The organism is Cohnella phaseoli (genome assembly GCF_003386235.1).
In the GTDB taxonomy this organism is placed as follows: Bacteria; Bacillota; Bacilli; order Paenibacillales; family Paenibacillaceae; genus Cohnella; species Cohnella phaseoli.
This window is the reverse complement of the sequence record NZ_QRDZ01000005.1, coordinates 19,927-38,654: the sequence shown is the minus strand read 5'-3', so window position 1 is coordinate 38,654 and position 18,728 is coordinate 19,927. Positions and strand designations below refer to the sequence as shown.

At 54.4% G+C, this 18,728-nt stretch carries 14 protein-coding genes; 6 read left to right on the top strand and 8 right to left on the bottom strand.

Features of this window, described 5'->3' with window-relative positions; all coding sequences use genetic code 11:
• The first annotated feature begins 24 nt into the window (after positions 1 to 24).
• Positions 25 to 1,308 (top strand): stalk domain-containing protein, encoded by a 1,284-nt coding sequence (locus DFP98_RS07895; RefSeq protein ID WP_116060040.1) that lies wholly within the window; start codon positions 25 to 27, stop codon positions 1,306 to 1,308.
• 78 nt (positions 1,309 to 1,386) lie between these two features.
• On the opposite strand, the gene DFP98_RS07890 is transcribed toward DFP98_RS07895, so the two are convergent.
• Positions 1,387 to 3,675 (bottom strand): Ig-like domain-containing protein, encoded by a 2,289-nt coding sequence (locus DFP98_RS07890; RefSeq protein WP_116060039.1) that lies wholly within the window; start codon positions 3,673 to 3,675, stop codon positions 1,387 to 1,389.
• 280 nt (positions 3,676 to 3,955) lie between these two features.
• Here DFP98_RS07890 and DFP98_RS07885 point away from each other — a divergent pair, with 280 nt between their 5' ends.
• The 4 genes from DFP98_RS07885 to DFP98_RS07870 all read left to right on the top strand — a co-directional run bounded on the left by DFP98_RS07885 (position 3,956) and on the right by DFP98_RS07870 (position 7,341).
• Positions 3,956 to 5,071 (top strand): MGDG synthase family glycosyltransferase, encoded by a 1,116-nt coding sequence (locus DFP98_RS07885; RefSeq protein ID WP_116060038.1) that lies wholly within the window; start codon positions 3,956 to 3,958, stop codon positions 5,069 to 5,071.
• A 226-nt stretch (positions 5,072 to 5,297) separates the two neighbouring features.
• A complete protein-coding gene (locus tag DFP98_RS07880) occupies positions 5,298 to 6,107 on the top strand; it encodes a PstS family phosphate ABC transporter substrate-binding protein (RefSeq protein ID WP_116060037.1) in 810 nt (269 codons plus the stop codon).
• A gap of 39 nt (positions 6,108 to 6,146) precedes the next feature.
• Positions 6,147 to 6,713, top strand: a complete 567-nt coding sequence (locus tag DFP98_RS07875) for a substrate-binding domain-containing protein (protein WP_116060036.1) — start codon at positions 6,147 to 6,149, stop codon at positions 6,711 to 6,713.
• Positions 6,714 to 6,720: 7 nt separating this feature from the next.
• Entirely contained in the window at positions 6,721 to 7,341 is a 621-nt protein-coding gene (locus tag DFP98_RS07870) for a hypothetical protein (protein ID WP_116060035.1), read from the top strand.
• An 88-nt stretch (positions 7,342 to 7,429) separates the two neighbouring features.
• Here the strand turns inward: DFP98_RS07870 and DFP98_RS07865 are convergent, their stop codons facing one another.
• The 6 genes from DFP98_RS07865 to DFP98_RS07835 all read right to left on the bottom strand — a co-directional run bounded on the left by DFP98_RS07865 (position 7,430) and on the right by DFP98_RS07835 (position 15,847).
• Positions 7,430 to 8,098: a hypothetical protein gene (locus DFP98_RS07865; protein WP_147310146.1), complete on the bottom strand. Its 669-nt coding sequence runs from the start codon at positions 8,096 to 8,098 to the stop codon at positions 7,430 to 7,432.
• Positions 8,099 to 8,347: 249 nt separating this feature from the next.
• Positions 8,348 to 9,349 carry a C40 family peptidase gene (locus DFP98_RS07855; RefSeq protein ID WP_246016449.1) on the bottom strand — a complete coding sequence of 334 codons (1,002 nt, stop codon included), beginning with the start codon at positions 9,347 to 9,349 and terminating at the stop codon, positions 8,348 to 8,350.
• 353 nt (positions 9,350 to 9,702) lie between these two features.
• Positions 9,703 to 10,578 (bottom strand): cation diffusion facilitator family transporter, encoded by an 876-nt coding sequence (locus DFP98_RS07850; RefSeq protein ID WP_116060031.1) that lies wholly within the window; start codon positions 10,576 to 10,578, stop codon positions 9,703 to 9,705.
• 195 nt (positions 10,579 to 10,773) lie between these two features.
• On the bottom strand, positions 10,774 to 12,405 hold the full coding sequence (locus DFP98_RS07845; RefSeq protein WP_116060030.1) for an ABC-F family ATP-binding cassette domain-containing protein: 1,632 nt from the start codon (positions 12,403 to 12,405) through the stop codon (positions 10,774 to 10,776).
• On the bottom strand, positions 12,402 to 13,373 hold the full coding sequence (locus DFP98_RS07840) for an MBL fold metallo-hydrolase (RefSeq protein ID WP_116060029.1): 972 nt from the start codon (positions 13,371 to 13,373) through the stop codon (positions 12,402 to 12,404). Before DFP98_RS07840 ends, DFP98_RS07845 begins: the two co-directional genes overlap by 4 nt.
• A gap of 119 nt (positions 13,374 to 13,492) precedes the next feature.
• A complete protein-coding gene (locus DFP98_RS07835; RefSeq protein WP_181917556.1) occupies positions 13,493 to 15,847 on the bottom strand; it encodes a PepSY domain-containing protein in 2,355 nt (784 codons plus the stop codon).
• Positions 15,848 to 16,179: 332 nt separating this feature from the next.
• Here DFP98_RS07835 and DFP98_RS07830 point away from each other — a divergent pair, with 332 nt between their 5' ends.
• Positions 16,180 to 17,319 carry a virulence factor gene (locus DFP98_RS07830; RefSeq protein ID WP_116060027.1) on the top strand — a complete coding sequence of 380 codons (1,140 nt, stop codon included), beginning with the start codon at positions 16,180 to 16,182 and terminating at the stop codon, positions 17,317 to 17,319.
• Between the two features lie 411 nt (positions 17,320 to 17,730).
• Here the strand turns inward: DFP98_RS07830 and DFP98_RS07825 are convergent, their stop codons facing one another.
• The gene (locus tag DFP98_RS07825) at positions 17,731 to 18,690 is read right to left on the bottom strand and encodes a D-2-hydroxyacid dehydrogenase (RefSeq protein ID WP_116060026.1); all 960 of its coding nucleotides are present in this window, start codon (positions 18,688 to 18,690) and stop codon (positions 17,731 to 17,733) included.
• Between the last annotated feature and the right edge of the window lie 38 nt (positions 18,691 to 18,728).

The window sequence follows — 18,728 nt, the reverse complement described above, 5'->3', positions numbered from 1 at the left end:
ACTACAAAGGAGGAACAACCGAACATGTCGTTATCATTACGCCGCACATTCGTGGCCATCGCCTCGGCGATCGCTTTGCTGACGGCCGCCCTTGCGCCTGCGACCGCAGCCTCGCCGACAAGCTATCGAATCGTCGCGCTGGGCGATTCCGTCAGCGCCGGGTACGAGCCGATCGAAGCTATCAAGAACGGAACGGCTGCACCTTACGGCTATACGGATCGCTTGCTGGAGCAAAGCTTGTTTCGCTCAAGCGCTTCGTTGACCAACTACGCCATTTTAGGACTGACCGTGCCAGCTCTAACAAATCTGCTTCAGGGTGCTGCCGATGGCAAAGCTCTGCAAGCGTCCGACCTGCAGGACTTCTCGTCCTTTGACCCGAGAGTTGTCGCGCTCGCCAACGATGTCGCCAAGAAGACGAACCAGTTGGCGGCCGATCTTGCCGAAGCCGATCTGGTTGTGCTGACGATCGGCGGCAACGATTTCAGTTCGCTCATTAAAGCCGCAGTCAGCGGTCCCCCAGGCCAATCCGAGGAATCTGTACGTCAAATTATACAGGACGGGTTCCAGATTAGAATGAATCATTATACAGAAGATTTGGATAAAATGATGACTCGCCTGCACGCTCTGGCGCCGCAAGCGCGCATTGTCCTGGCCGACCAATATTCCCCATTGTTCAAGAGCCACCCGCTATACGAGCTGCTCCTGAGCAAGGCTCAAGACCTCTCCCAGGCTTTGGACTTATTCGCTAAAGAGATGAACGAGCGCGGCATTCCGCTGAGCATTGCCCACGTTTACGAGAAGTTCAAAGGCAACGAAAGCTCTTATACGTATTTCAATTTATTCGACGACTACGACATCCATCCCAAGCAAGTCGGATACGAAGCGATTGCCCAAGCATTCGCGGCTGCGATCTGGAAGGACGGCTACCGTAAGCCCGCTCCGCGTGCGGAGGGCGTTGATCTGTCCGTCGTCATCAATGGCAAGGAACCGCCGAGCAAGCCTGTCCTCGTCAAAGGAACAACGTTCCTTGCGCTAAGAGATGTCGCGAACGCGGTCGGAGCCGAGCTGAAGTGGGAACAAGCGAAGAAAACCGCCACCTTCACGAAGAACGGCAAAGAAGTCGTCGTCACGATCGGCTCCAATACCGTATATGTAGACGGGGTCGCCCGCCCATTGCAGACGCCGGCCTACTTTCAGAAGGAAGGCAAAGAGGTCAAAACCTATGTCCCGCTTGCGATCGTCAGCGACAGCCTGGACTACCAGGTCGTTTTCCGCAAGCCGATCATGACCGTGTTTATTAATTCCTGACTTCTAGCTGTAGCGTGTCCATAAAATAAAAAAAGGTTGAGCGAACCGGAAAATAAGTTCGTTCAACCTTTTTCATGTTTATTTTACTGTAACTTTAATCGATACTGTCTTGCCCCCGAAGGAGCCTTTGATCGAGGCGGTACCTTTGCCCTTGACCGAGATTTTGCCGTCCGAGACGGTCGCTACGGAAGCTTTGGAGCTCGTCCATGTCGCCTTCGACGTTACGTTCTCGGTTTTGCCAGTCTCGTACAGCGCCGTAAGCTGTACGTTCAACTGGCTGCCTACAGTCGCAGCTTTGAAAGATGTATCCGAAGCGCTCAGCTTCGTCAGCTTGGCCGTCACCTCGTAAGGGACCTCCAGCGTCTTGCCCTGAACCGTAGCGGTCAACTTGCCGCTGCCCTCGGTCAAGCCTTTCATCGACGAGCCTTTGATCGAGACATGCTCCTTGTTCGATGGGCTCCAGGAAACTCTCGAGCTCAGCGTCACCTTCTTGCCGCTCTTCGTCGTGCCGACGACCTTGATCGACTTCGACTTGTTCAGCGTCACGCTCACCTTGTTCGGCGTAATCTCGAACGAGGTAAATTCCTCTTCAACCGTCACTTTGATTTTGACCGTTTTGTTCAAATACGTCCCGGTCAGCGTCGCATTGGCGGCGAGCAAGCCTTTCATCGATTCCTTCTTGACGAGCAGGTTCGGCGTTGAAGACTTCCAGACGATCTTGTCGGCAATTTCTTCGCTCGACATTTCATCGCCGTTCTCGTAAATGAGACTGATCTTCGGCAGGTCGACTTCCTTGCCGATCACGACGCTGATCGCGTCCTGATCCGGGAGCAAGGCCAATATTTTGTTATGAACGGTCACGGATACGGTTTTCTCCAACGTCCGGCCCGCGACGCCGTTAACTTTGGCGGTCAGAACGGCCGTTCCTTGGCCAACCGCTTTCCATTTGCCGTCCTCAATCGTAATCACTTTGCCTTCGGTATCGCTGGATACCCACTCTACGTAGTTGCTAACGTCCTTTGTATCGCCGGCCAGCATCGTGCCCGTTACCGCCGGGAGCGAACCCGTATCGTCTACAAACACGTCCAAGGCGTCCTTAGAGATGTCAATCGACTCGATCGTCGGAGAGACGTTGACGGAAATCGTCTTGGTCAGTCCCTTGTAGGATACGCTGATCTGCGTCGTTCCCGCGCCCTTCGGCACGACGAACGTCCGGTTGTTCTCCTGTTTGATTACCGCTACCGCCTGGCCCTCGTCGGAAATTTTCCATTCCGCTAGATTCGTGACGTTCACCGCTTCTACCGTTCCGCTCGCCGCAGTCGCGGTCAGCTCAATTCCGGAAACCTGCTGCAGCGTCATGTAAATCGCTTTATCCGGAGTCACCTTCAGCGCCTCATATGCGGTGCGGACGATGATCGTAATCGAGTCGGAATGACCAAATCGCTTGGCCGTAATGATTGCCGTTCCTTTGCCGATTGCGGTTACTTTCCCCTTATCGTCGACTTTGGCGACGGCAGCGTTGCTGCTCGTCCACTCTACAACATTCGTAATCGATTCGGGCGTCGTGCCCGATTGCAGCTCGGCCGACGCAACCAGTTCCACATTGTCTCTCGTATCGAGAATCAACTCGATCGGGCTCGTCTCGCCTGCCGTGCTTTTAACATGAATCTCCTTGTACGGAGACTTCACGTCCAGCTCGACCGATTGCGATTTGCCTTTGTATTTGACGGTAATTTTCGTTTTACCTTCGGACAGCAGCTTCACTACGCCTTTGTCGACGGTAGCCACGGAAGTGTTCGAACTTGTCCAAGCCGCCTTGGCGGTTTCGTCTATCCCGGTGGAAGAGCCTTTGATCCCCTCAACCTTAAAGCTCAAATCGGCCCCGAGCGTGGCTTCCCTCTCAGCAGGGACGTTGGCTCCGTCCAGCGTGATTTTCAACTCATCGTAAACATACTCCGCCTTCACCAAGTACGAATCCGTCTTGTCTTTGTATCTCACCGTGATCGTTGCGGATGCGACCGGGGCTGTTGCCGTAACGACGCCTTTATCGACCTTAACCGATGTGGATGTCGACGACCACGCGGCATCGGCAGTAACCAGCTTTTCGGACGTATTTCCGACTATCGTGGCATAGGCGTTCAGAATGATCGGATCTCCTTCGACATAGATCGTTCCGGAGTCCGAGGAGCCCGTCGAGGCGGTAATGTAGACATCGGTGACGACCTCATCGGCAGCGGACGCTACCGCTCCCATGGAGCTCCCGACAAGCGCCAAGGTCAGGAAGATGGCGAGAATACGATTATAAATGGCGTTAGGACGTGACGTCTGCGACGGATGTTGTTTCGCTGATTCTCTCCACATTTTCATTTGCAAGCGGATCCTCCATAAGCTTCATTCATTTTTTTAAACACTCTTTTTTTATTAACGGCTTTTCAGGCCGGTTCCTGAAGATGGAAACGAAAATTCCCTGCTTTTTTTCCGTAAAAAATGGTCGTATTCACGCCATTCCACCTACAAAACGACTTTCCGGAGCAGCAAATTATAGTTGTTAACCTTCTATTCGACAAGTTTCTTCGTATTGTACCACTTGTTCCTCGTCCCGCTTCAGCGTAATATGGTAAATAGGAAAAGTGGAGGATTATAGCTGATGCGTAAAAAGAGAGTTCTGCTGCTTTCCGAAGGTTTCGGTACCGGACATACGCAAGCCGCGTACGCGCTGGCCATGGGGCTGCGCCAGCTCTCGCCCAAGATCCAGACCAGGGTTATCGAGCTTGGCACCTTTCTCAATCCCGTCATTGGTCCGCTCATCCTGTCCGCCTACCGCAAAACCGTAAGCAAACAGCCCAAGCTCGTCGGGAAAATGTACCGAAGCGGCTATCATAAATCGTTGAACCGGGTCACGCAATTCGCGCTGCACCGTATTTTCTACAACCAAGTATCGGACGTCGTTCGGCAGCTTAAGCCGGATTCGATCGTCTGCACTCATCCGATCCCCAATGCCGTTGTCAGTCGGCTAAAAAGGCTGGGGCTGGATGTTCCTTTGTATACGCTTATTACGGACTACGACGCCCACGCGACATGGACGAACCCCGAGGTCAACACGTATTTGGTCAGCACGCTCGCCGTTCGGGACAAGCTGCTCGCCCGCGGTATCCCGGCCAAGTCGATCGAGGTGACAGGCATTCCCGTCCATCCGAATTTCTGGCATCCGCATGACAGAGCCGAGATTTTGTCGCAGTTCCATCTACGGGACATGCCTACCGTGCTGGTCATGGGCGGCGGCTGGGGGCTGTTGTACGGAGAAGAGCTCGTGGAATATATGACGACCTATGCCGACCGGATACAGCTCATTCTGTGCATGGGCAACAATGAGAAGTCCCGCGAGAAGCTGCTCTCCGATTCCAGGTTCCAGCATCCGAACGTACATGTGCTCGGCTTTACGAAAGAGGTCAGCAAGCTGATGGACATCTCCGACCTGCTCGTGACCAAGCCGGGCGGCATGACCTGCACCGAGGGAATGGCGAAGGGCATTCCGATGCTGTTCTACGAGCCGATCCCCGGACAGGAGGAGGAGAACGCCGAATATTTCGTCACCCACGGCTTCGGCGAGCTGATGACGAACAACGATACGATCGAACGGTGGTTCCGTCTCATTCAGGAGCCGTACGCGGCGGACCAGCATCGCGACACTCTGCTGGCTCTACGCAATGCCGAATACAACCCCGCCAAATGCTCGGAGGCCGTCCTCGCTTTGATGGAGTGACGTCCCGGGCAAGGGATCTCAAGGAACAAACCGTCTTCGGGCGAAATGGATGACTTTCCTTCCATTCGTTCGGAGGCGGTTTGTTCTTTTAAATAATTGGAAAAAAAATCTAATTTGTCATATGACAAATGTGATGACAGCGCTCACTATTTAACAGCCATCGTCTATAGTACTTTAACTATCGAACCCTGTGATTGCGATTGAAAAAAATAAGGCGAGGTTGTCGATGATGAAGGTTTTGCGAGTTGCTGCGTTGTTCGTTTTATTGGCTGGAATGCTGCCTGTTGCGGTAAATTCGGAGAGTACGGAAGTCAAGCAATATATTCAAGTCCGAGCAGCATCCTCGATGCTGAATATTCTCAGGACGTCCGCAGAGCTCTATATGGAGAGGCACCCTGAGATCGTCATCTCCGTGACCGGATCGCAGAGCGGATCATTCCGCAGCGTAAAATCCATTATTGAAGGCACCTCCGATATAGGCGGCTCGTCTTCCGTGCCCGATGAGGTTCATCTCAAAATGATGGAAAAGAACGGGGTTAAAGTCGTTGGAGACGTGATCCAGAATGATGCCGTCGTTCCCATCGTTCATCCGAACAATCCCGTTGTCGGATTGACGCTCAAACAGCTTAAACAAATCTATGTTGGGGAAATCAAAAATTGGAGCGAGGTCGGGGGAAAGGATCTGCCCATTCTGGTCGTCTCGCAGCTTGGCAACACAGGCGCTTACGAGACCTGGAGCCGCGTTGTGCTGGAAGGAACGGCAATGGTTACTCCAGAAGCCGCTTTCCTGGATACGGCGAGCACGATCAAATCGGCGGAAACGAATGAAGCGACGATCGCCTATTCCGGCTTCACAAACATTGAAGGCAATGCAAATTTGAAAAAGGTGGTCGTCGACGGGGTTGAGGCCAACGTAGAGACGATCCGAAACGCTGATTTTCAAATCAAACGCTCCCTGACCCTCTACAGTCTAGAAAACTCCTCCGGAGAGGTTAAAAACTTCATTAAGTTCGTGCAGGAGCAAGTTCATCAATAATAGAGGCAAACTACTAGGCACAAAGGATGATTGGATCACATGGCAAGAATGAGAGGAAGACAAGCTTTGCTCGCAGCCTTGCTCGCAAGTGTTTCTCTGTTCGCGACAGGGTGCGGAATGCTGCAGTCCAAGAAAGAGGATAACAGTTTATTGATCGCCGGGACCAAGCAATTCTCGCACTACTCCAATAAGTTCGAGGAAATCTTCACAGCGCAGCATAAGAATACAATGATTATGATCCAACCCGGGGACGCTACGCCCAGCATCCTCGCGCTTCGCAACGGAGCGATCGACCTTGCGATTACCTCTCGCGATCTAAATGAGAACGAAGACGACAAAGAGACGAAAAGCTACTTGATCGCCAAAGATGCGCTCCATCTCGTCGTCCATCCGTCCAACCCGGTCAACGATCTGACGATCGACCAGTTGAAGAGTGTTTTCACAGGGGCCGTTGATAACTGGAAAGAGCTCGGAGGCAGAGACTTGCCTATCAACTTGATCTCTAGAGACAGCGCTTCGGACGTCTATGGGGGAATAGTCGACTTGGCCATGAAGTGCTTGAGCTGCCGTTCCCCCCATCCCTTGCCCTGCGATATGGGTGGGTAGGCGAATTTTGGCTTATACCTATAATACGATCCCGCCGGTGCCTGCCAAGGATATCGATGCGGTAGGCGTAAATCTTCAGATCGTCGCCCATTCGAAAGCGGACCCGGAAGCCGTCTCCAAGCTGCTGGAGGTCATGTACAGCCCTACGGTCATCAATCGCATTAATCAAAAGGTGGAGGAAAAAAACATTACAACGGCGGCCACCTATCCGATTTCCAAAGGAACCATCGCTTTTCTGAAACGAAACGACTCTTTCTTGTCGAAGGATATGGTGGATTTGTTGGCGAACGGACTAGGCTTGCTCGTCACCGTCGGTTCATTTCTCATTTTCGCGCTCCGATGGCTAAAGGGCTCCAAACTGGATGATCTGGAAATACAGGGATACATCGTCAAGGTCTCTGCTATTGAAAAGGAAATCGGGGAAATGGAACAAACAGGCAGCTTTAATCTAACCGATCTCTCGCAACTAGCCTTCAAGTTGACGACGCTTAAAAGTGAAGTGCTCGGAAAGAACAATCGGATTACGCTCAAGGACCCTGCACTGATGGATACCTTCCTATCCAGCGTGGCGGATACGCGAAATTACGTAATGATTCTAATGGAGCGTACGCGAACCGACCTGAAGTAAACTCCGCTCACGTTGAGAAAGGCCCGTATCTTCCGTCAGGAAGCGCGGGCCTTTGCGGCAAGCTGTACGATTGTGGCTTATGTAACTATTATTGCACAGCTTCTGCTTCAGGAAGAACCGAAGTCTCGAACACTTCGCCGGTGCTCTCGTCAATCAGATTAAACGTGATTTTCATATCCGCTTCCGGTACTCCCGAATAGACCTGGTACATCATGCTTTGCATGGCTAATCCGAAGATCACCAATCCATCCGCGCTGTCCTCGGACTCGTAGGCGGCCCTGTCAACCGTGATGTTGTATTCATTGAATGTGGCTTCGTCATATTCCAGATTTTTGATCGAAGACGAGCCGTCGCCGGATTGTGCGCCTTCGATGACCGCCGACAATTCCGCATGATACTTTTGCAGCAGTTTATCCAAATTTTCTTGGGAAATCGTTGCCGTTACGCTGCCATCGCCATTCTCAGTAATGTTGGTAGCGCCAGCTTCTTTTACTTCCGCGGTCATGCCTTCTACGTCCCCGGATTCGTTCAAGGAAGCCGGGAAAACGATGCTCACTTCGCCGGCGCTGGGAGCGCTGCTTGCTTCCGCGCTAGAACTTGCCTCCGCGCTTGGGCTTGGACTTGGTTGTGCGCTCGGGCTTGCTGACGCGCTGCTAGTTGCGGCGCTTGGGCTTGCCGCGTTCTTTTCCTCTTTGTTGCCGGAACATCCTGCTAGCAGCAAAGCGACTGTCAGGATTAAAATGGAAGCTTTCTTCATACTTATTTCCCCCTGTTTATTTAGCTTGATAGGCCGTTCGTCTGAAATTATAGAGGATTGCCTCCTCCGTAAGTAGTGACTGTTGTCACTAAATTTGTCATATGACAAATTGAATTAATTTGGGTTTTATTCCATTTTCACAGCCTAAACAAGCGCCTGAACATAGAGAAAAGGAAGGCTTCGTCAGCTACCCAGCGCCGACAATGCCTTCCTTTTTAAGAAATAAAACCTGTCTGATACTCGTGCGACTTACAGAGCGCTGCCCCCATACAGAAAGCGATACTCCCAATGCTTTCCGGCGATGCTGTCCGTGCGAACGCCGCCGGACTCCTTCGAATACGTATGCAGCACTTTGCCGTCTCCTAGATAGATCGCCGCATGGCTGATTTTACTCGAAAACGGCTTTTTCCCTGTATAGAGAGACGCGCTTGTCCCTTTGTAATCCATGAAGAACATCAGATCTCCGCGCTTAAGCTGGCGCCAATCCGTCGTTACCGAACTCTTGTCGCGCACGTAGTCCCCTTGTCCGCGCGAATCCGCCGGCAGAGTGATGCCGAGAGCGTCCTTGAACATCTGGCGAAGAAGGTCCGAACAGTCGAACGTTCTCGTATCGTCCCGGCTGGAGCCATACTCGTACGGCGTACCTAAGTACTTCATCCCGGCGGCGATGACGGATTCGATCGAACCGGTCGCAGGCTTCCCCGGCTGTTCCGGTTGCCCGATTTGTCCCGTCACTTGTATGTATTTGGCATCCGTGCTTACATAACCGGCTTGTCCCTTTGAATCCGTTACCGCATACCAGTAAGCATTATGTTTTCCCGTCACCGTCACTTGCTCGCCCTTGGACAAATAGCGGATTCGAGCAGCATCGGTCGAAGGACCCGTACGGAAGGAGACGCTCGCTGCGATGCTGGCGTTCGAGCCTGCAACCGCTCCGCTTCCTCCGGAAGGGCCCTGGACGGGTTGATTGATCTGCAAATACTTGCTGTCCGAAGAGATGTAGCCGACCGAGCCGAATACGTCTTGAACCGTAAACCACGCGCTGTTATGTCGACCGAGCACGACCACTTCCTCGCCCTTGCCGATCATGCGAATGATCGACGACGAAGCGCTCGGAGACGTTCGGAAGTTTACCCCGTACTGAATCGTTCCCGTCGTTACCGCCGTTGCCGCGCCCGCCTCGGAATGCGGATAGGCCCCCCATACTGTCATCGCCGCCAAGAGACTCATCATTGTTCGTCTAAACCTCAACTTGCAGTCCTCCTCTAAATTCGGCGTCAAGGGCGTTTAAGCCCTTACTTGCTTCATTATAGAGAGATGTCCAATGCCTTCCATCGGCCTATACGCCCAACAACCGGGACAGAGTATGGGCAAACCGATTCAGCGGCGCATGGGACTGAGGGACGCATCATCGCTTGCGGCATGGGCTATGACCGTTCCATTTTCCCGAACTTACCAATTTTTTAGACCAGGCACAACAAAAAAAGCCGTCACAATGCGGCTTTCTTAGCAAATACGCATCTTTAGGAGGAATAAAAACCCACACCCTCATTCTATAGTCCCAGGAACATTCAGGAAATCGTCCCGGATCTCGCCATTCCAACTCATTCCGCATTCCCATACGGTTCGATATGTACGTGCACATTCACGACGCCGTTCTTGCGCCTCAGCCGCTGCTCCACCGTATCGCTGATCCGATGGCCGTCGACGACCGACAACGTCGGGTCGACCGTTACGATGACGTCGACGAGAACGGTGCTGCCGTGAATGCGGGCGCGAATGTCCTTAATGCCGCGCACTCCCTCTGTTCTCTCCACCACTCCGCGAAGCGTCCTGAGCTGGTTGACGTCGAAGCCGTCGGTCAAATCGTGCGTTGCCGACCAGAAAATTTCCCAAGCGGTTTTCACGATCAGCACCGCTACGACAATCGCGGCAACGGCATCCAGCCAGACGACTCCGAGCGCCGCTCCGAAAATGCCGACAGCCGCGCCGATGCTGACGAAGGCGTCGGAGCGATTATCCTTGGCGGCCGCCATCAATGCCTGGCTGCGGATGCGCCGGGCCAGACGGACATTGTACCCGTACACCGCCAGCATTGCGGCTGCTGCGGCCAAAGCGATCCACCCGGCGTTCAAATCCGGCGCTTCGAATTTGCCCCGCCACAGGTTAATAATCGCCGCCTGCCCGACCTGCAACCCAACCGTCGCCATAATGAACGAAGCGATCAAGGCTGCGATCGTCTCCGCCCTCAAATGGCCATAAGGGTGGTTGGCGTCCGGGGGTCTCCTTGAAATGCGCAGTCCGATCAGCACCGCGACCGAAGCGACGATATCGGTGACATTGTTGAAACCGTCGGCGGTTAGCGCCTCGGAATGAAACAACCATCCCGCCGCCAGCTTCAACGACGAGAGCACGAGATAGGCCGCTATGCTGACCCAGGCTCCCTTTTCCCCTTTGCGGATATCGCCGTACACGTCCATCCCGATCCCTCCGATCCCCTTGCTCCGCTGGGCGTTCATCGCCCTAGTGTTGCCTTTATTTTCGGCATTGAAACGCGAGACGCATGGAGTACGGGTCCGCTTCGGGAGTTGATGTCGATAATCGAAACGGATTCGGTCCTCGCCTAGCCGATTATTCGAAAAACGCCTGCCGGTTGCCCGGCAAGCGTCTGCAAATTATTTTCTGTCTTCTTCCGGAATCAGCTTGGCGCGCAGCTCCTGTACTTCCGGATGCTCCAAGTACTCGTCGAACGTCATCATACGATCGATGATCCCGTTAGGCGTAATCTCGATGATCCGGTTGGCGATCGTCTGCATGAACTGATGGTCATGCGACGTGAAAATGATCGGTCCGTCGAAGTCGATCAGCCCGTTGTTGAGCGCCGTAATCGATTCGAGGTCCAAGTGGTTCGTCGGCTCGTCGAGCAGCAGCACGTTGCCGTTCGTCAGCATCATGCGAGACAGCATGCAGCGCACCTTTTCACCCCCGGATAGAACCGTAGCCTTCTTCAGCGCCTCGTCCCCCGAGAACAGCATCCGGCCTAGGAAGCCGCGGATGAACGATTCGTCCGGATCCTTCGTGTACTGACGCAGCCAATCGACGAGGTTCATGTCCACCCCGTCAAAATAGTCGGAGTTCTCTTTCGGGAAATAAGCCTTCGTAGCCGTTACGCCCCAAGTCACCGTACCTTCTTCCGGCTCCTTCTCGCCGACGAGAATTTGGAACAGCAGCGTTTTGGCGTGACCGTACGGGCCGACCAGCGCGATTTTGTCGCCTTTGTTGACGACCAGGTTGAGATTGTTCAGCACCTTCTCGCCGTCGAGAGACGCGGTTACGTTTTCCACCGTCACGACCTGCTTGCCGACCTCGCGCTCCGGCTTGAAGTTGATGAACGGATATTTGCGGTTGGACGGACGAATATCGTCTAGCGAGATTTTATCAAGCAGCTTGCGGCGGCTCGTCGCTTGCTTCGCCTTGGACTTGTTCGCCGAGAAGCGCTGAATAAATTCCTGCAGCTCCTTGATCTTGTCTTCCTTCTTCTTGTTCTGGTCGCGAACGAGTCTCAGCGCCAATTGGCTGGATTCGTACCAGAAGTCGTAGTTGCCGACGTACATCTGGATTTTGCCGAAGTCGATATCGGCGATATGCGTACATACTTGGTTCAAGAAGTGACGGTCGTGAGATACGACGATAACGGTACCTTCGTATCGCGACAGGAACTCTTCCAGCCAGTTGATCGATTCCAGGTCCAAGTGGTTGGTAGGTTCGTCAAGCAGCAGAATGTTCGGGTTTCCGAACAGCGCCTGCGCAAGCAAGACGCGCACCTTCTCGTTGCCGCTCAGCTCTCCCATCTTCTTGTCGTGCAGTTCGGTCGTGATACCGAGACCGTTCAGCATGCCGGCCGCTTCGCTCTCCGCTTCCCAGCCGTTCATCTCCGCGAACTCAGCCTCGAGCTCGCCTGCGCGCATACCGTCCTCGTCCGAGAAATCTTCCTTCATATAGATGGCGTCTTTCTCTTTCATGATCTTGTACAGGCGCTCATGGCCCATGATGACCGTCTCGAGCACGTTGAATTCGTCGTATTCGAAATGGTTTTGCTTCAGCACCGCCATGCGCTCGCCCGGGGTGATGTGAACCTCGCCGGACGAAGACTCTACTTCGCCGGACAGAATTTTCAGGAACGTCGACTTGCCCGCTCCGTTCGCTCCGATCAACCCGTAGCAGTTGCCGGGCGTAAACTTGATGTTGACATCTTCAAACAGGGGGCGCTTGCCAAAACGAAGGCTAACGCTGGATACGGTAATCATGAGTCTGATCCATCCTTTACTTGATCTGAATTTACACTTGTAAAACGCAGCGTCTCGCCGTGATGCAGCAGGAGCAGCTTTTCCTTCGGAATGCCCAGCTCGGATCTCCCCGTCTCCAGCCTTTGCAAGGCGTCCTCGGGCGTATCGTCCGACAGCTTAAACGATCCGTAATGCATCGGTACGAAGTATTTGGCCTTCAAATCGATAAAGGCCTGCAGCGCTTCTTCCGGACTCACGTGCTGCGAAGACATGAACCATTCGGGGTCGTACGCCCCGATCGGAAGCAGGGCCACGTCGATATCGAACCTGCGGCCGATCTCGCTGAAACCGCGGAAGTATCCGCTGTCCCCGGCGAAGTAAATCGTCGGACCGCGATCGATCTCGATCACCCACCCGCCCCAGTGAGACGTGTTCATATCCCACGGATTGCGGCGGGTCCAATGCTGGGCGGGAACGAACGTGAATTTCACGCCGTGAAAAGCCGTATCCTCCCACCAGTGCAGCTCCTGGGCCTGCAAAAATCCTTTCAACAGAAGCTTCCTGCGCAGGCCGGCGGGCACGATCATTTTTTTCGGCCCTCTCAGTCTTCTGAGCGAGGAAACGTGAAGGTGATCGTAATGGGCATGAGAGATCAGCACAACGTCCACGGACGGCATGTCCGATAATTCGACTCCGGGCGGAGCCAGTCTTTTCTGAAATGCCATTCTGCGCGCCCATACGGGATCGGTGACGATGTTCAGTCCCGCCATCTGAATAAGGAAAGTCGAGTGGCCGATCCAGGTTACGGACGGCTCGTTTCGATTATGCTGTAGAAACCTCAGATCCGGCTGTACGCCGGGTACGCAATTCTCGTAGCCCCGCTTGTCGCGCAGCTTGCGAATCCGGTTCTCACGCCAACGGTCGAATTGAGCCAGCGATGCTTTGCCCGCACCGACGGAGTCCAAATTGCCGAAGCGTCTTCTAAGCATGAAATCCCTCCGATGATGTGCTCATGTATACTATAGCAGGAAACTCCGAATTGTACCAAGGCCGCGGCAAAAATGATTTCGGAAATCTCCTGCTTTATCCGGATGGCGTAGGCGGGGGATTAGTAACTTGCATCAGAGCCGTAGCCCCATGTCCATAAAGGCCTGTCAAGCTGCGACTGTATTTCGGCCAGCCGAAGCAGCGCTTCCGCGGCCTGAGCCTTCGTTACTCGGCCGCCAGGATTAAAGGAGCCGTTCACGGGCTTCATCAGTTTGAACTTCAGCACGATCGCCGCCGCTCCTTTGTCTTTTATTTTTCCCGCGTCTCGCAATCCCTTTACCGCCGGGTCGTCTTTGAGCGTGCGCGACATTTTCTCGTAGCCTGTAATTTTCGTCAACCATACGGCCATCTGTTCGCGCGTGAGGAGAGATTCGGTTTTTAGCGCAGTCTTTGTATCTGAGGTCAACCATTTCCGATCTACGAAATATCCGATGTCGTCATAATACGGATGCTCCATGCTTACGTCGGAAAATAATCTGCTTTTTCCGCCCAAATACGGATAGCCATTTAAGACAATGCTTCGATGAACTATCCGAATAAACTCTCCCCGGGAGATTTCGGCGTTGGGTTTCAAGTCGCCTTTGGCGTCCGCGCTCAGCGCGCCGTGATCGAACAGCGTCTGCAGGGCGACCTTCGACGGATGAGCTTGTGCGTCGGCGGGAAGCGGTCCTCCTGCCGTCCATTGATCCTCCGTTGCGGTCATGACCTGGCCTGCAACGGCATCCACCGAATCCGGCGCATAGCCCTCCTCGGCATTCGCCGGAACCTGCAAAAACATCAGATCGAGCCGCTTCTCTCCGACCGCAACCTCACGCGTCGTAAACGGATAACCTTGATTAGGCAGGTAGAAAGCAATCAGCTTTGTGTGCTGCACGATCAGCTTTTTCGCCTGGCGCTCGTCAATGGTTGGTTTTAGCGCCTTTAACATCTCGATAGATGGGGGGTTAGAAGGCAAGCTCAATCTCTTCATCTTGCCTTTGCCGTCCAGCGTAAGCCCGATCGCCTGATCGGCAACCGGAATGCCGTCCTGGAACATCCGGTACAGCAGCTCCAACTCAGAGAGGTTCCCTTTGTGAACCACGGACGGAGCAACCGACTTGTACCTTACGGCAAAATCGGGAATATGCTCCGCCAGCCACTTCTCGGCCGCGCTTCGGGCTTCCGCGACTTTAATCGTCGGTAACTGCGTCTGACGCTGCTCCTCTTCCAACCGTTCGAAGCTCCGGTAATCGGCGTATCCGAGCACCTGCCCGGTTTGGGCATCAACCGTAAGCGTATAAAAGCCGCCCTCCCGATCGTTGGGATCGATTCCTTTTAGCTCCCAGATCGTCCGCTCGCCTTTCTCGTCGTAATTGTCGTATTCGGACGTCCATTCCACGCCAGGGGGAAAATTCGCGAACGTCGCTGCCGTTTGGATCGCTTCATCTTGATTAACTTTATGCGGAGTGAATACGGAAGACGACGGTTCGACGCTCTCAACCTCCGTTTCAAATAGATGAGAATATCGTCCTCCGCTTATCCAATCAGGCGTCCCCTCGACGGCGTCCATGCCCCAGAACGTCCGATCCATTTCATAAGTGAGACCCCAACGGACTTTCGAACCATACGATTCATTCAAATCGCGGTAGAGCGGCTTCATTTTAAAACCGTTCGCCCAAACGCGCTTGGCCTCAGCGGCAGTCAGCGATGCGGCGCCGGAGACCGGCTGTCCCGGATTTCCCGCAAATTGAAAAGCTTTAACGTTGCCGGCCGCATCCATAACGACCGTGAGCGAAGAGCCTACTACCTTGTACCCGTTAATCTTAAGCCCGAAATAAAAAGAGTAACGCGCCGGGCCGAACAAGGGAAATACAGCATCATCCGTATGAGAAAAAGGCTTCTCTTGCAAAGTAAACCCCTTAATGGACGGAACGGCTTTGCGAATGAAAGCTTCGGCCTGCTTCTTGGCCCGGTCTCTCGAGATACCGGCAGGAAGCGTGGAGTTCGGCTCATTCAACGGATTGCCTATGAAATGGGATGTATAAGCGATCAGATCGCCTGTCATCGCATCAAGCGTTACCCCCGCAATCGTCCCCTTATCCATAAAGTCCCACGCGGCTCTCCAGACCGGAAGCTTCTGACCATAGTCCTCTAGGCGGGCATTGACCAATCCAATATCGTCGGGATTCTTCTTTCCGACGGCGGGCAGTATTTCCTGGGACAATCGAATAGCGGCTTCTTTAGAAATGCGAACAGATGCGGGATCGGGGGGATTATCATAATCGATTCCCACCATATAATCTATTCCCGCTGTATGTTCGAACTCAGGCTCGGGAGCCCCTAGTCCGGTTTCCGGCCGGGACAGCAGCAAGGTTGAAGCAATGAACGCAATCGCGAACAAACGAACAGCTCCGCGAACTTTGGATACGGGCGTCATACGATCTCTCCTTTTAGAATGGAACATGATGGAAAATAAGTTTTCTGGAAAATTCGACATCCCATGGAAATATCCCTCTTATTCCGTCGGAAAATAGCCGGTGCGGATGAAGGGGACCTCTGTTCTCGATTGGATTAGTTTGCGAGGGAGAGTAAGTTTGGATTAGATTAGTTTGCGAGGGAGTGGATGTCTGGATTGGATTAGTTTGCGAGGGAGTGGATGTCTGGATTGGATAGATGGCTTTTAGATAAGCTGTCCCTTTCCCCGTTCTTGGCATTTTGGGAGCATTTGAGGTATTGTGGAGATACGAAAGGAAAGCGAGGGCGAGTGCCATGAAACTGTTATCCATCGAGCCGACCCCGAGTCCGAATACAATGAAGCTTAATGTGGATGTTCGGCTCGATCCCGGCGTTCAACTGAATTATAACAAGGATTCGAAAACGACTCCGCCGCCTCTGATCGCCCAGCTGCTAGCGATTTCCGGAGTGAAGGGCATCTTCCAAACGGCGGATTTTCTTGCGATTGATCGCAAAGGGGCCGGAGCAGACTGGGCTGCGATTCTGGACGGCGTGAAGAACGCTTTCGGCATGGCGTCCGACGGCGTATTGGCTGGCGCTTCCGATGCCGCCGGCTTCGGCGAAGCTCACGTTCGCGTACAGATGTATCGGGGCATCCCGATCCAAATTCGCGTGCGCAGCGGAGGCCAGGAGTTCCGGGCGGCAATGTCGGAACGATTTACGGCCGCAGTAACGGAAGCGGCCGGAGCGACGATGATCCGCGAACGAATGCTGGAGGATCTCGGCGTACGTTACGGCGAACCGCAGGAGGTGCTGGACGAGATCAGCCGGGAGCTCGATGCCGCGTATTCCGATGCGAGGCTGCGCGACTTGATCGAGCAGGCTAAAGCCGCGGGGCCTGAAGCTCCGCCTCCTCAACCGCCAGCTCCGCTAAGCGGCAACGAAGTGATGAAGGCGCTCGAATCGCAGGATTGGCGGGAGCGTTACGCAGCGCTGGAGCGGCTTAAACCGGAGCCGGAGGATCTGCCGGTGGTTGCCCGGGCATTGCGCGACAGCCAAATGTCCGTACGACGGCTGGCGGTTGTTTATCTCGGCGATCTGCGTACGCCCGAGTCTTTCCCGCTGCTGTTCGAGGCGCTCAAGGATTCGTCCGGCGCAGTCCGCCGCACGGCCGGCGATACGCTGTCCGACATCGGCGACCCGATTGCTATCGCGCCGATGATCGAATCTCTGGAAGACTCCAACAAGCTCGTCCGCTGGCGTGCGGCAAGGTTCCTGTACGAAGCCGGCGACGAGACGGCCCTTGAGGCGCTGCGGCGCACGACGGGGAGCGAGACGGAGTTCGAGGTGCGATTGCAAGCAGAGATGGCCGTCGCCCGCATCGAGCGCGGCGAAGAAGCCGCCGGCTCCGTCTGGCAGCAGATGACCCGCATGCGCGAGCAGGAACGCGAGTAAGTTGGTAAAATAAGCACGCAGGGCGCATTTCACTGTGGCCTCGCGTGCTTATTTTTTTGCCTTGTGACGACTCTCCCGGATTCCGCCCAAAAGACCCTCTCAGGTACCTATTCACCGACAACTCTCCCGGATCCCGCCCATAAGACCTCCCCAGGTACTTATTCATCACCGACTGCTTCGGATCCCGCCCATAAGCCCCCCTCAGGTACTTATTCACTGCCGACTGCCTCGGATCCCGCCCATAAGACCTTCCCAGGTACTTATTCATCACCGACTGCTTCGGATCCCGCCTATAAGCCCCCCTCAGGTACTTATTCAACGCCCGACTCTCCCGGATCCCGCCCATAGGACCTCCTCAGGTACTTATTCACCGACAACCGCTCACATCATCCTGACAGAGTTCTGTCCTGCTCAGTTCACGATGTTTTCCGGCTCGCCGGCCAAATATCGTTCAACGTTGCGCGCGATTCCTTGCATCAGCGACAGGCGCGCTTCTTGAGTCGACCAGGCGATGTGCGGTGTGATGAGGCAGTTTGGCGCTCCGACGAGGGGGTGATCGGCAGGGGGCGGCTCCTTCGACAGGACGTCCAGGCCCGCCCCGGCGATTACGCCCCGACGCAGCGCATCCGCCAGCTCCTCTTCCACGACCAACCCGCCTCTGCCCGTATTGATCAGGAAGGCCGTGCGCTTCATCGCAGCTAGGCTTTCCCGACGGATCATCCCCTTCGTCTCCTCGGTCAGCGGACAATGCAGGCTAATAACGTCCGACTCCGCGAACAGTTCATCCAGCTCGACATATGTGACTTCAGCAAGTTCTCCCGTCAGCTGCCGCTTCGTTCGCGATACCGTCACAACCTTCATGCCGAACGCCAGAGCCAGCTTGGCCACTCGCCGACCGATATCTCCGAGGCCGACGATGCCCATCGTGCGTCCTTCCAGCTCGATCAGCGGCGTCTTCCGGAAGCTGAAATCCGGCGACTTAGCCCATTCGCCGTCCCGTACTGCGTCGCTATGCAAGCCCACCCGATGGCATAGCTCCAGCAGCAGTGCCAATACAAGCTGAGCAACCGACGCCGAGCTGTATGCCGGAACATTAGTTACTGTAATTCCTCGCTCCCGCGCAGCCTGAACATCCACGTTATCGTAGCCGGTCGCGATCAAGCCGATGTATCGCAGCTCCGGCAGCTTCCCGATCGTTTCCGCCCGCAGCGGCGTCTTGTTCGTCAGCACGATCTGAGCGCCCTCAGCCCTTTCCACGATCAGCTCGACAGGCGTACGGTCATAGACGACCAACTCGCCCAGCCGTTCCAGCTCCGTCCAGCTCAAATCCCCCGGGTTAAGCAAGTACCCGTCCAATACAACGATACGCATTTTTGTTCCTCCCATTCGCTTCGATGTCCCTCTATGCG

What these genes read in the sequence shown, in the direction of transcription:
- DFP98_RS07895 (WP_116060040.1), top strand. Translation starts at nt 25, where the DNA reads ATGTCGTTATCATTACGCCGCACATTCGTGGCCATCGCCTCGGCGATC.
- DFP98_RS07890 (WP_116060039.1), bottom strand. Translation starts at nt 3,675, where the DNA reads ATGAAAATGTGGAGAGAATCAGCGAAACAACATCCGTCGCAGACGTCA.
- DFP98_RS07885 (WP_116060038.1), top strand. Translation starts at nt 3,956, where the DNA reads ATGCGTAAAAAGAGAGTTCTGCTGCTTTCCGAAGGTTTCGGTACCGGA.
- DFP98_RS07880 (WP_116060037.1), top strand. Translation starts at nt 5,298, where the DNA reads ATGATGAAGGTTTTGCGAGTTGCTGCGTTGTTCGTTTTATTGGCTGGA.
- DFP98_RS07875 (WP_116060036.1), top strand. Translation starts at nt 6,147, where the DNA reads ATGGCAAGAATGAGAGGAAGACAAGCTTTGCTCGCAGCCTTGCTCGCA.
- DFP98_RS07865 (WP_147310146.1), bottom strand. Translation starts at nt 8,098, where the DNA reads ATGAAGAAAGCTTCCATTTTAATCCTGACAGTCGCTTTGCTGCTAGCA.
- DFP98_RS07850 (WP_116060031.1), bottom strand. Translation starts at nt 10,578, where the DNA reads ATGGACGTGTACGGCGATATCCGCAAAGGGGAAAAGGGAGCCTGGGTC.
- DFP98_RS07845 (WP_116060030.1), bottom strand. Translation starts at nt 12,405, where the DNA reads ATGATTACCGTATCCAGCGTTAGCCTTCGTTTTGGCAAGCGCCCCCTG.
- DFP98_RS07840 (WP_116060029.1), bottom strand. Translation starts at nt 13,373, where the DNA reads ATGCTTAGAAGACGCTTCGGCAATTTGGACTCCGTCGGTGCGGGCAAA.
- DFP98_RS07835 (WP_181917556.1), bottom strand. Translation starts at nt 15,847, where the DNA reads ATGACGCCCGTATCCAAAGTTCGCGGAGCTGTTCGTTTGTTCGCGATT.
- DFP98_RS07830 (WP_116060027.1), top strand. Translation starts at nt 16,180, where the DNA reads ATGAAACTGTTATCCATCGAGCCGACCCCGAGTCCGAATACAATGAAG.
- DFP98_RS07825 (WP_116060026.1), bottom strand. Translation starts at nt 18,690, where the DNA reads ATGCGTATCGTTGTATTGGACGGGTACTTGCTTAACCCGGGGGATTTG.